Source organism: Acinetobacter sp. MYb191, from assembly GCF_037572605.1.
Classification (GTDB): Bacteria; Pseudomonadota; Gammaproteobacteria; order Pseudomonadales; family Moraxellaceae; genus Acinetobacter; species Acinetobacter johnsonii.
This window is the reverse complement of sequence record NZ_JBBGZP010000013.1, coordinates 104657-117737: the sequence shown is the minus strand read 5'-3', so window position 1 is coordinate 117737 and position 13081 is coordinate 104657. Positions and strand designations below refer to the sequence as shown.

The following is a 13081-nucleotide window of genomic DNA, read 5'->3' as shown; positions in this document are numbered from 1 at the left end:
ACTGTTGAGAGATTTATCAGTTCGGCAAAAGGTTAGCAGATTAATGAGGCAATTTGATAAGTTTTGTCACGTCATAGCCATAATCTTTCGCAGTGTCTATATATGACTGATAAGTTGCTTCATCTAGTTGCGGTTCACGTGACAAAATCCATAGGTATTTATTACTTGGGCCACCCACCAGTGCCACTTTATATTCCGGGTCTACTCGTAATACCCAGTAATGACCTTTAGTAAAGGGTATCCATCTTAAACCTTTAGGCAAAAAGCTGACCTTCAGTTTGCTGTTCCCCTGATTTTGCGAATACGCAACACCTTCAGAGCTAATTATCTCGCCATTGGCAATTCGGCAGCTATTCAATACCCCGATAGTTTGATCGGCATTGACGCTATATTGTGCCGTGATATTAGCTATACATTTACGCTGAAAATACATCGGTAAATGCGCAATTTCATACCATTTACCGGCATACTTCTGTATATCTACCCGATCAACTGCCTGAGGCGCAGCAGTTTCTGCTTGAGTTGTTGTATTTAAGCTGATGATAGACAGTGCTATCGCTGCAAAAGCAGACTTAAATCGCATCTTCATTTTTTAGCCTTGTTGGATCTCAGGATTAAGATAACCCAGCTAGATGTGAACAAAGCGTGAAGATCAAATGATGCGATTCAGTTTCTCCAGATCAGGAAATGCCATCTGAATATTCACTACCTAATGCGTTATTGCAGTTTATTTGAGAGACCCAAACAAGATTACTTTTTCAAAGCCATTTTTTGCTGTCATCTGCAACAGGCGTTCCATGTATCACATGCTGAATCATGGTATAGGCTATACTGCCCTTAAACGGAATCTCGGGTAACTGATCAAATTTAAAAAATTGCGCATCGCTGAGTTCATTTTCTTGAATCTGAATTTCCCCTCCCTGATATTCTGCCTTGAAGGCCATCATCAGATTGCTGGGAAACGGCCACGGCTGACTGGCTAGATATTGAATATTTTTGATTTGTAGTCCCACTTCTTCCAGCGTTTCACGGCTTACTGCCTCTTCCAGGGTTTCTCCAACTTCAACAAAGCCTGCAATCAGGCTGTACATCTGGGTTTTGTTGCGAGCATTTTTTGCCAGCAGAATTTCATCTGTACCTCGGGTAATGATGGTAATCACACAGGGATTCACCCGCGGATACTGGTTATAGCCACAGGATGGACAGATCATGGCATACTGGCTGACATGCTGCTGGGTGACGTGACCACATTTACTGCAAAAGCGGTGGTTACGGCGCCATTCCAGTAACTGTACCGCACGGCTGGCCTGTTCAAACTGCGGTCTGCTCCAGACTTGCACCAGTTGCCGGATTGGAACCAGCTGATAACCTTCCGGCACCGGTTCGTCTTCTTTCAGGTCACGAGCAATGATCTCGCAATTTTCCGACAGGTTTAGGTCGTGCTGCAGTCTTTCTACCTGCGGCAACTGAAAATGCTCATCTACTAGTAATTGCTGCTGTCTAAAAATATACGCTTTTGAATGCATGCTCATGACAATTCCCTGATTAAAAAAATCCCATACAGAGGGGTGTATGGGACAAAACTAAGGAAGCTCACATGGAGTAACTTCAAGCCAGATACTAGGCGTGAGCTACTTGAATTACAACCATAATAATTTGTATCTTTTTGATTAAAATCACATAATTTTCACACTATTCATGTATTAAGAAATCATGTAAAGCGAGTTTCATCAACTGGCTTTAGCATTGTAGGGATGAATATTTTGTTATAGCAGTACTCATCATTTCTGTGCGATGTCAGCGGGCCATCTGGTCGAGTTGGATTGATTCAACATGCAGGATGATCTTTATTTTCACAAAAAATTGAACTGTCTTGACTTACACTGCGCTATCTTTCATAGGGTCTGGAATGGCTATGCGTTTCGGTTTAATTCTGGGTGACCAGCTTCATCATCAGCTTGCTACGCTCAAAGCGCTGGATCGTATCAGGGATGTGATCCTGATGGCCGAAGTTGTTGAGGAAGCCACTTATGTCGCCCATCATCCGCAGAAAATTGCCCTGATTTTTAGCGCCATGCGTCATTTTGCCAAAGAACTCAAAGCAGAAGGCTGGCGTGTACGTTACCATGCTTTTAAATCTGATAGTCCGATTCGTAGCCTGCTGGATTTCGTAGAGTCACAGCAGCAACTCTTACCAGTCACAGAACTGGTCATTACGCACTGCGGGGAATATCGTTTACAGCAGCAGATTGAACAGTATTGGAGCCAGCTGCTGCAATTGCCAGTACAATGCCTGAATGATGAACGTTTTTTCTGTAGTCCGGAGCAGTTCCGGCACTGGGCCAGTCGCTACCAGACACTGCGTATGGAATATTTTTACCGGGAAATGCGCAAGCAGACCGGTTACTTGATGCAAGGACAGCAGCCGTTTGGAGAACAGTGGAACTATGACAGCGCCAATCGTAAGGCCTGGGCTGGCAATCCCCCTTTGCCTGCACCACTTCACTTTGAACACGATCAGATTGATCTGGATGTGCTTGAATTGGTTGAACGTGAATTTTCCCGTCACTCTGGCAGCCTTGACAACTTCCGCTGGGGCACCACACGTAGCAATGCTCTGCTTGCACTGGAGCATTTCATTACCCACAGTTTGCCACATTTTGGCGATTATCAAGATGCCATGGTTCAAGACTCAGACATGCTGTTTCACAGCCTGCTCTCACCTTATCTGAACTGTGGTCTGCTACTACCTAAAGAAGTCTGTGATGCGGCAGAAGCTGCATACCATGCCGGTCATGCACCACTGAATGCAGTGGAAGGCTTTATCCGACAAATTCTCGGCTGGCGCGAATATGTTCGCGGAATTTACTGGCTGTACATGCCAGAATATGCCAGCCGCAATGCACTGCAGCACTCAGCACCATTGCCACAATTTTACTGGACTGGCCGTACTCGGATGAACTGTATGGCTGAGTGTTTCCGTAATACTTTTCAGCATGCCTATGCACATCATATCCAGCGTTTGATGGTGACTGGAAATTTTGCCTTATTAACTGGTGTAGACCCGCAGCAGATCAGCGAGTGGTATCTGGCAGTCTATGCCGATGCCTATGAATGGGTAGAACTACCGAACACGCTGGGTATGGTGATGCATGCCGATAGCGGCTTGATGGCCAGCAAACCCTATGCGGCCTCGAGCAATTACATCCATAAGATGTCCGATTACTGTAAGCACTGTAGCTACAATGTCAAAACTCGCACAGAGCTAGATAGCTGTCCGTTCAATAGCCTGTACTGGTATTTTATGATCCGGAATGAGGCGAAATTTCGTACTCATCCACGTATGGGCATGATCTATCGACAGCTAGATAAACTTAAAGATCGGCATCAGATTATCAGCCATGCCCAGCAACTTCTTAGCCAGATCAATGAGTTATAAACGATGAAAAAACAGCATCTCCCTGAAAAAATCTGTATCCACTGTTTGCGCCCTTTTACTTGGCGCAAGAAATGGTACCGCTGCTGGGAGGAAGTACAATATTGTTCTGAACGATGTAAACGTGAGTCCAGACGGTAATCAAAATCAAACACTTAGAAACGCTTGTATTGGCGTGAACAATAGGCCCGTATCACATCAGGTAAACGCAGCTGCAGATGCTTGGTTTTTCGGCCTGTCACACGTGCACGCCACATTTTAAAGCTACTGGGTTTCATATTTTGCCGCATCAAGCGGATCACTGCCGCTTCGTTCAAACCAAACTCACATTGAATGGCTTCAAATGGGGTTCGATCCTCCCAGGCCATTTCGATAATTCTGGATAAGTCTTCTTCAGAAAATTGGTTCATGCCATTCTCATTTTAATTACTATGAAGCTTCAATAAGTTCTATCAACTCATTTACATAACTTGAGTCAACTTTAATTCAACTAAAAGCATAATAATACGATCATGAATTTTTTGTGATTTTCTCTAGTTTACGGACTAAACACAAATAATAGGGCTAGTTAGACTAGCCCTTTTAAATCTTAGTTGCCTCTATAAGTCGAATATCCATAAGGACTTAGAAGTAGAGGAATATGATAATGGCTGACACTTCCATCTACCTTAAAAATTACAGGAACTTCAGGAAAGAAGGTATCTTGCTTATTTTTTTTAAACCAGTCCTCGGTTTTAAAGGTAACTTTATAAATACCAGCTTCAAGCTTCTGATTTTCAGGAAACAATCCAGTAATACGGCCATTAGGGCCAGTATATTGCTGATTTAATTTCACCCATTTATTCCCGGTACTTTTTTCGAGTACCACCTCGACTTGAGCGGAAGGCAGACCATTTTCTAGATTCAACACATGCACACTTAAGGGGTTAGTTTGTGCAAAAGTCATTGAGGTCAACAATAGTGTTGAGAGTGGCAATAATTTTTTAAACATGATGAATTCCTTAAGGATTGAAAATAGACTTAACAGCTGTTTCAGCGCAGTAATGGTCATTTTTTGCGCCCCCTGCTCCGGCAACGCCAATGGCGCCGACCACTTGACTCTCATAACGCACAGGTACGCCGCCACCTAACAATAGTAAATTTGATAAAGTGGTTAAATTTTTTGCATCCTTATTTTCATGGGCATTTTGACTTAACAACATGGTCGCCATTTTGGTGGATAAAGCGGTATAGGCTTTCTTTTCGGCTGCGCCTAAATTATGTGGCCCGACAGTTTCATGTCTCTTTGAAATCAAGGTATTTCCTCCCCGATCTACCACCACCACGGCAATATTGTGCTGTATTTTTTGACATACGGTCACAGCAGCATCAATAAGAGTTTGTGCTGTCTGAGAATCAAGTGAATAAACTTGATTCAATTGAACGGATTGTGCAAAAGTACTGCTACTCATCAGCATTACTGTTGCAATAAGCCCTTTGAGTTTGTTCATCATGATTGCCCTGAATTAAGTTTTAAAAATCTTATACAATCTGAATGATTTGGATGATGACAATCACATTACAAAGTTGTCATCTTCAAAATGAGCCTGAACAAAATGTGTATTCTAATTATCGAAGATGAAGTGAAAATCGCCTCATATCTAGTTAAAGGGTTAAATGAATCTGGCTATGAGGCGCAATGTGTCCATTCAGGGCTAGAAGGCTTGGAAAAGTTAAAAATGCATGCATATAGTCTGGTTATATTAGATGTGATGTTGCCCGATATAGATGGCTGGGCAGTCCTGACAGTATTGCGACAATTTTCTAAGATTCCAGTAATTTTTCTTACCGCAAAAGACCAAGTGATTGATCGGGTCAAAGGTTTGGAACTAGGCGCCGATGATTATCTAGCCAAGCCTTTTTCTTATATTGAATTACTGGCCCGAATTAAAAGTCTACTTAGACGTCAGCAGTATGTAGAGGAAAATCAATTAGAAATTGCAAATTTAAAATTGGATTTAATCCATCATAAAGTCTGGCGTAACCAACAGCCTGTAGAACTCAGTAAAAAAGAATTCAATCTTTTGCGCTTCTTACTTCGCCATCCGAATGAAATTATTACGCGCAGGCAAATAGCGTCTGAAGTCTGGCAGATCAATTTTGATACCGATACTAATTTTATTGATGTAGCTGTGCGGCGTTTACGCAGTAAAATTGATGAGGGACATGATATAAAGTTAATTCATACTGTTCGCGGTTTGGGCTATAAAATTTCGGTAGACAAATAATGTTTAACCCCATTCGTTCGCTAGAACTACGATTAACACTACTAGCTACCACTTGTGCTGCGATGGTTCTGTGTACTGTGGCATTGATGACTTATCTTGGCATCAACCAGATTCTAATTACACAGCAAGATCGGGCTTTGGTTGAACGTATTGAACGTCTGGAAATTTTATTGCAGGACAGTCGCAATATTGAGCAGATTATTGCGCAGCCGAAGCTGTATCAAAATATGCTCGGCAATCAGGACAATCTATTTGTATTGCTTAAAGGGAATCAGGCTCTGATCAACATTAATCCTCTTGGCATTCCACTGCCTGAATTTACCCACCAGCCCCAGATTCAATTCCGTGATTTATCGGCTTATACTTATCCCACCCGTATTGCATGGAAAACTATTCAAATTAATCGACAACCCTATCTATTAATTGCAGGCAAGCAGTGGTCGGAACGTTTAGCGATTATCTCGCCTTTTAAAAAACGTCTATTTATCTATGTATTTAGCGGCATTCTAGCCATTTTCATACTTTGCGCGATTGCCAGCCGTTTCGGATTGAACGCATTAAGAACACTACGCAAACAAACTCATGCTATTAGTATTCACAAACTTGAACAGAGACTTAATCTAAATCATCCTCCTCAAGAGATCGAACAACTAGCCTCCGATATTAACGCCATGCTTGACCGTATTGAACTAGGATATAGCCAACTGAATCGTTTTTCCGAAGACATTGCTCATGAATTCAGAACACCTTTGAATAATTTAATCGGGCAAACCGAAATTTTACTCATGAGTAAACGTAGTCCCGCACAGTATCAGGAACTCTTGATTTCCAACTTAGAGGACTATCAACGTTTAAAACGAATGATTGACAGCATGTTATTTCTAGCACGCGCAGATGCGCACAAAGTTTGCTTAAACAAACAGAAGATTCAACTTCAATCATTTATAGAAGATATATTCAGTATTTTCGAGTATCAAGCCGAAGAACAACACTGCAATTTTGTTTTAAGTCTTGAGGCGACTGAGCTATCGGCAGATCCTGAACTGTTACAACAAGTGCTGTATAATCTGATATCAAATGCGCTCGTTCACGGCGGCAATCACCGAACTATTTATGTGCTTAGCCACCGGAAGATCATTAATAATATGCAGATGATTACATTATCTGTAATCACCAGTGGTTTGGAAGTTGCCCCTGAGCATTTGCCTCATCTCTTTGAGCGTTTTTATCAGTGCAACTCCAGCAGACAAAGTCCTCATCAAACGGGTGGTTTAGGCCTATCGATTGTTGCATCCATTTTAACGCTTCATCAGGGAATGTATCAGGCAGTCAATAGCGCAGAAGGTATATGCTTTGAATTGTGTTTTCCTAAATAGTCTTAAATTTAAATGTATGTATTAGGACATCAGTAAAGTAAATATTTACGTTATATTAAAAAATTAATTTAGACTTTAATTTTTTCTTATGCATATACATTTTTTTATCAGCTTGTTCTGCTGCAAATAATAAACCTTTATTTGGGACTCTCATTGAAAAACCAATAGCTATACTAATATCAACCTCACAAAAAGCATCTAGAATTCTTTTTAAAAGTATTTCAGCCCCTACTGAGTTGTTTTCCATACTTAATATTACAAATTCATCTCCACCTAATCTAGCAATAATATCATTACTGCGCACTGTATTCACAAGCACATTTGCAGCGCACTGTATTAAATGATCGCCAGCCGAATGCCCCAAACTATCATTAACTTGTTTCAAATCGTTTATATCAATAAAAAAAATTGCTGCTGGATGGCCATACCGTTTACATCGCTCTTCTTCCTTTTCTAAGAATTCTTCCCAAGCTCTTCTATTGTACAGACCAGTCAAATCATCTTTAAATACTTTTTTTCTTAAACTTTTAAACTCATTAATATGCTTAAATTGACGTAATTCAGCTTGAAGTATTCTACTAAGTAAATCTCCTAATAACTCTATTATAGCTATATCTTGACTTATATTTTCAGATTTTGTTTGAGGGTGAATAGCACATAATGTTCCAAATAAGCTACCATCCTCATTAGTTATAGGTTGGCCAATATATGATTTAATACTTACCTGATTATTAATTGGTGCACTTGCATATAGTTCAATTTTTTCTGAGGCAGGAGCAATTTTTGGACCATTTCCTTTAACCATATGGCAACAAAATGAATCAGCCCATTTGAAAACTTGACCTGGTTTAATATGGTATCCATGGTCTTCTGTTTGTAATACTATCCAATCATCACCTTCTACCCGAGTAATCATACATAAGTCAAATCCAAACCTCTGATGTAAAAAATTTAAAATTTCTCTTCCTGCATCTTCAAAATTTTTAAACTTTTGTTTATTCATTAAAGTAGTCCTTGGTTGTATACTAGCCATCTTTCGGTGAAACTTTTGATCCTAAACATACATTCTTATATCAAAATTAAAAAACATATAAAAGCAGCTAAATTAATATACACAAAAAAAACATATTTTTCATAAAGTTGTTTTTACTTTACAATGTTTTTCAATATAGACTATTGATACTTAAATTAAATAAAAAATTACTTTTATTTCGCATAAAATGTATTGGAGCCAAGGAGGGTCTGAAAAGTGAAGAGTGATCTTAGAAAGCTAAATATTGAGTATGTTTTAAATTCTATTGATAAAAGTACAGATCTTCAACTTATACTTAACTCGATATGTTCTTGGCTTGAATCAAATATTACAGATGCTTTAGTCACAATTATGCTTTATTCAGAAGTGGAGCAAACATTAACACTTGTAAATGGGGAACATCACTTTTCTTCTAAATATTGTCGTTCAATCAGTCCTTTAAAAGTTAAGGATAAGAATGGATCTTGTGGTACAGCTGCTTTTTCTAGAAAAACTATTATTAGTCGTAATTTGATACTTGATCCTAATTGGAAAAATTATTTAGAGTTTGTTAGAGAATAAAATATTATTAGTTGTTGGTCTGTACCTATTATAAGTGCTAAAGGTATATTATATGGAACTTTTGGCACCTACTATCGTGAAGAGAAGACGCCCAGATCAGAGCACTTTGAATTTATAAATCAAGCGGTATCATTAATTGCGTTAGCAATTGAAAGAGAAAATGAATACAAACAGAGACTAGCTATTAATGAAAAATATAGCTCTTTTTATACACATCATCCTGATTTAATTATTGAAATTGACCTTAATGGTTATATTTTAAATTCAAATATTACTTGTAATAAAATTCTTGGATTCTCAGAAAAACAGATATTAGGAAAACATTTTTGGACTTTTATACCAACTAAATATCATAAACTTATTAACTTAGCATTTAAAGATGCATTAAAAGGTATTGCTAAACATTATAAAATTCCTGCATATCATGCTTCTGGAAAACTCATTTGGCTTGATCTTACAAATTTACCCATTATTCAAAATCAAAAAGTCACTGGTGTATTTGCCATCGCACGTGATATTTCTACACGATTAAAAAATGAAGAAAGCCTGCGCTTATTAAAGCGCGGGGTAGATGCGAGTCCAAATGGGATCTTCATAACTGACATCTCTGATAAATTAGAAATAGTTTTTGTTAACCCCTCATTTACATCTATAACTGGATATAGCCCAGAAGAAATTTTAGGCAAAAGTTATAACTTCTTGTCAGGACCTGAAACTGATTTAATTCAGGTAGAAAAGATCAAAACAGGAATAAAGGAACTAAAAGAAGCAACAGTGAAATTAAAAAAGTACCGTAGAAATGGAACTTGGTTTTGGTGTCGTTTAACGTTTGGGCCTGTATTCGATCAAAATAATATTTGTACTCACTTCTTAGGTAATATTGAAGATATAACTGAGGATGAAAAGAACAGAAGTTATATTAAGTATCAACATACCCGTGACTCAATCACTGGTTTGCCAAATCAGAGAACATTTAATAAATTTTTAGAAAAAGAATTTGAACAAAAAAATCAATCCCCAGCTAGTCTGGCATTATTTTACATTGATCTTGATGATTTTAGATCTATGAATGAAAGTCTAGGCTATTTGATCGGTGATAAAATAATTAGAGATATCGGCTCACGTTTACAGGACTTATTAAAAAAAGATGTTTTACTGAGTCGATATATTGAAGATAAGTTTATTTTATTAGTAAAAAATTCTAAAAATCATAACCAGTTATTTACTTTGGCAGAAAGTATACTTGACCTTATTTCTCAAAACTTTCAGATTGAAAATAAAACTCTACATTTAACAGCTAGTATTGGAATTGCCGTAAGAAACTCTAATACTCGATATGCTTCAGAGCTGTTATATGAATCCATGAATGCCCTGAAAGAAGCAAAAAAACAAGGAAGAAACACGTGGTATTTATATAAAAGAGATCCAAACAAATTTTTCCCAGAGAAAGATTATGCTCTTTTGCGATTAGAACTTATGACTGCACTAAAGGAAAAACAATTTAGATTATTTTATCAACCTTTGGTGGATCCACGAACAGGAAAAGTTCACAGTGTAGAAGCACTGATTCGCTGGCATCATCCTCAAAAAGGCTTTATTTTTCCTGATACTTTCATTCCATTAGCCGAAAGAACTGGTCAAATTGTCGCAATTGGTCAGTGGGTTCTTGAACAAGCGTGTTTTGATATTGCCCATATAAATGGAAAAAATAACGCTACAATTTCGGTCTCTGTCAATATTTCTCCTCTTCAATTCGGTCGCAGTAATTTCCTTAGTTGCTTGGAAAGTGTACTGATTAAAAGTAAACTACCAGCTAATCTTCTTAAAATCGAAATTACAGAAGGCGTGATTATTAATGGTGCAGATAGAGCAATTGAGATATTAAAGTCAGTTCGTGAGCTAGGAGTAAAAGTTTCAATTGATGATTTTGGAACAGGTTATTCAAGTCTTAGCTATTTACGTCGATTACCAATTAATCAAATTAAATTAGATCGTGAGTTTATAGATAATTTGACAAATAATTCTCAAGATGCATCTATAGTTCAATCTATAATTCATTTAGCTCATCAGCTTAATCTTGAGGTTGTTGCAGAAGGAGTAGAAACACTAGAACAAGCAAAAATACTTCATTATCAAAATTGTGATCTCTTGCAAGGATATTTTTACACGAAGCCAGTTGAACTGAATAACCTAATTTTTAAATACTACTCACTAGAAGAATGTTAAATTGTAGATTTTAGCTAAAAGTTAAAATCTACAAATAATGTTACTTCAAAACTAAAACTTATTAAGTAATAAAGCAATATCTATAAGCGGTTCAGTTCCTATAGTAGATGGGCTTTGTTGCACAAACCTAGCCTAGAAGGTTTATTCAGTCCTATAATTTCACTATGAATAAGCCTACTCCTAAAATCTATCGTACAACTAACTGGTCTTCCTACAATCGTGCCCTCATTAACCGGGGTAATATTTCCATTTGGTTTGATCCAAACACTCAATGGTATGCACAATCACACGGCAAACAAGTTAGAAATCAAACTTACTCTGATACCGCTATTCAATGCTGTTTAATGATCAAATCCTTATTCAGACTCTCTTTACGAATGGTCACGGGTTTTGTTTAAAGTCTGATTAAACTGTGTGGATTAAATTGGACTGCGCCAGATTACAGCACGCTTTGTCGAAGACAAAAACATATTGATATTGCGATTAGCTATCAAAAAAGTAGCGATGGGTTACATCTACTTGTGGACTCAACTGGCTTGAAGTTTCTAGGTGAATGGAAATGTAAAAAACATGGACCTGAATATCGTCGCCAATAGCGTAAGCTGCATATTGGTATTGATGCTGAAACGCTGCAAATACGTGCAGTACAACTTACTACAAATAATGTAAGTGATTCGCAAGTACTCGGTGATTTACTTGCTCAAATTCCTTTAGATGAACGAATTGACTCAGTCTATACCGATGGTGCTTATGACACGAAGCACTGCAGACAAGTCATTTTAGATCGAGATGCATATGCGGTCATTCCGCCAAGAAAAAATGCAAAACCATGGAAAGATCAGAAATTGAGATCTTTAGAGCGGAATGAATTACTAAAAACAGTGAAACGTTTAGGAAGAACGCTTTGGAAAAAATGGTCAGGTTATCATCGTCGAAGTTTGGTCGAAACCAAGATGCATTCCATCAAATTATTGGGCGATAAATTAACAGCAAGGAGTTTTCTTAGTCAGGTAAGTGAGATTCATGCACGCATAGCTGTATTGAATAAATTTACAGAATTAGGTCGTCCTCATACCCAAATTCTCACTTGAGTTCTGCTCAAGTGAGCAGAGTTCTGTCTTTTAAATCTTTGTGCAACAAAGCCTTGTTATAATCAAAATAACGCCCAGTCTGCTCAACAGACTGGGCGTATTTCATACAATTTTCAAGCATTTAAATGAGCCTTTCAATTGCTCAATTGATCAAGATACTTTTCGGCATCCAAAGCTGCCATACAGCCTGAGCCTGCCGAAGTAATTGCTTGGCGATAAATGCTGTCAGCAACGTCACCCGCAGCAAATACCCCTGCCACAGAAGTTGCTGTTGCATTGCCTGAAGTACCACTTTGTACTTGAATGTAGCCATCTCGTAGGTTGAGTTGGCCGTCAAACATACCTGTATTCGGTTTGTGACCAATAGCAACAAATAAGCCCTGAACTTCAACGTCTTGTATGCTTTCGTCCAAAGTTGACTTCAAGCGGACTGAAGTAACACCAGTATTATCACCTAAGACTTCATCAACTTGATTGTTCCAAAGAATACTAATTTTGCCTTCTTTTTCTTTGGCAAAAAGATGATCTTGTAGAATTTTCTCTGAACGTAAACTGTCTCTACGGTGAACTAAGGTGACATGTTCAGCGATATTTGCAAGATAAAGGGCTTCTTCAACTGCTGTGTTACCACCACCCACGACCATGACTTTTTGGTGCTTATAGAAGAAACCATCACAAGTTGCACATGCACTGACACCTTGACCCATGAATTTAGCTTCAGATTCAAGACCCAAGTATTGTGCTGTCGCACCTGTAGCAATAATCAGTGCATCACAAGTGAATTCTTCCATGTCGCCTTTAAGCACAAATGGACGGACACTTAAATCGACTTCATTGATGTGGTCATACACAATCTCTGTACCAAAGCGTTCAGCATGGGCTTGCATTCTTTCCATAAGTGCAGGACCAGTTAAACCTTCTGGGTCGCCCGGCCAGTTATCTACCTCAGTGGTCGTTGTTAATTGACCACCAAGTTGTATACCCGCTATCAATGTAGGTTTTAAGTTTGCACGTGCTGCATACACAGCAGCACTATAACCCGCAGGCCCTGAACCTAAAATCAATAATTTAGAATGTCTCTTTTGCATTTC

11 protein-coding genes and 2 pseudogenes are annotated in these 13081 nt (G+C 38.4%); 6 read left to right on the top strand and 7 right to left on the bottom strand.

The features are described from left to right. Positions 1 to 40: 40 nt before the first annotated feature. Complete coding sequence (locus WH214_RS07525) at positions 41 to 589, bottom strand: lipocalin family protein (protein ID WP_004981577.1); 549 nt, start codon at positions 587 to 589, stop codon at positions 41 to 43. A 169-nt stretch (positions 590 to 758) separates the two neighbouring features. Beyond that, on the bottom strand, positions 759 to 1532 hold the full coding sequence (gene nudC / locus WH214_RS07520) for an NAD(+) diphosphatase (protein WP_004981580.1): 774 nt from the start codon (positions 1530 to 1532) through the stop codon (positions 759 to 761). Between the two features lie 383 nt (positions 1533 to 1915). On the opposite strand from nudC, the gene WH214_RS07515 reads away from it, so the two are divergent. Together WH214_RS07515 and WH214_RS07510 are read left to right on the top strand one after the other, a co-directional pair. Then, positions 1916 to 3439 (top strand): cryptochrome/photolyase family protein, encoded by a 1524-nt coding sequence (locus WH214_RS07515; RefSeq protein WP_339422946.1) that lies wholly within the window; start codon positions 1916 to 1918, stop codon positions 3437 to 3439. A gap of 3 nt (positions 3440 to 3442) precedes the next feature. After that, positions 3443 to 3577, top strand: a complete 135-nt coding sequence (locus WH214_RS07510; protein WP_080632296.1) for a DUF2256 domain-containing protein — start codon at positions 3443 to 3445, stop codon at positions 3575 to 3577. A gap of 14 nt (positions 3578 to 3591) precedes the next feature. Here the strand turns inward: WH214_RS07510 and WH214_RS07505 are convergent, their stop codons facing one another. From WH214_RS07505 to WH214_RS07495, 3 genes are all read right to left on the bottom strand, one after another. After that, on the bottom strand, positions 3592 to 3846 hold the full coding sequence (locus WH214_RS07505; protein ID WP_058952279.1) for a TIGR03643 family protein: 255 nt from the start codon (positions 3844 to 3846) through the stop codon (positions 3592 to 3594). Between the two features lie 179 nt (positions 3847 to 4025). Next, on the bottom strand, positions 4026 to 4427 hold the full coding sequence (uraH, locus tag WH214_RS07500; protein ID WP_004981585.1) for a hydroxyisourate hydrolase: 402 nt from the start codon (positions 4425 to 4427) through the stop codon (positions 4026 to 4028). 10 nt (positions 4428 to 4437) lie between these two features. Then, a complete protein-coding gene (locus WH214_RS07495) occupies positions 4438 to 4926 on the bottom strand; it encodes a GlcG/HbpS family heme-binding protein (RefSeq protein WP_035326664.1) in 489 nt (162 codons plus the stop codon). Between the two features lie 105 nt (positions 4927 to 5031). On the opposite strand from WH214_RS07495, the gene WH214_RS07490 reads away from it, so the two are divergent. Both WH214_RS07490 and WH214_RS07485 read left to right on the top strand, forming a co-directional pair. Next, positions 5032 to 5703 (top strand): heavy metal response regulator transcription factor, encoded by a 672-nt coding sequence (locus tag WH214_RS07490; RefSeq protein WP_004981589.1) that lies wholly within the window; start codon positions 5032 to 5034, stop codon positions 5701 to 5703. Beyond that, positions 5700 to 7079: a heavy metal sensor histidine kinase gene (locus tag WH214_RS07485; RefSeq protein ID WP_159128700.1), complete on the top strand. Its 1380-nt coding sequence runs from the start codon at positions 5700 to 5702 to the stop codon at positions 7077 to 7079. The genes WH214_RS07490 and WH214_RS07485 overlap by 4 nt, the downstream gene beginning before the upstream one ends. Positions 7080 to 7134: 55 nt before the next feature. Here WH214_RS07485 and WH214_RS07480 read toward each other — a convergent pair whose 3' ends face one another. Next, positions 7135 to 8082: a sensor domain-containing diguanylate cyclase gene (locus WH214_RS07480; RefSeq protein ID WP_004981592.1), complete on the bottom strand. Its 948-nt coding sequence runs from the start codon at positions 8080 to 8082 to the stop codon at positions 7135 to 7137. Positions 8083 to 8328: 246 nt separating this feature from the next. Here WH214_RS07480 and WH214_RS07475 point away from each other — a divergent pair. Next, positions 8329 to 10899: pseudogene (locus tag WH214_RS07475) on the top strand (bifunctional diguanylate cyclase/phosphodiesterase). 164 nt (positions 10900 to 11063) lie between these two features. Beyond that, positions 11064 to 11990, top strand: a pseudogene (locus WH214_RS07470) (IS5 family transposase). Between the two features lie 134 nt (positions 11991 to 12124). On the opposite strand, the gene trxB reads toward WH214_RS07470, so the two are convergent. Next, a complete protein-coding gene (gene trxB / locus WH214_RS07465; protein ID WP_067669989.1) occupies positions 12125 to 13078 on the bottom strand; it encodes a thioredoxin-disulfide reductase in 954 nt (317 codons plus the stop codon). Positions 13079 to 13081: the final 3 nt, after the last annotated feature.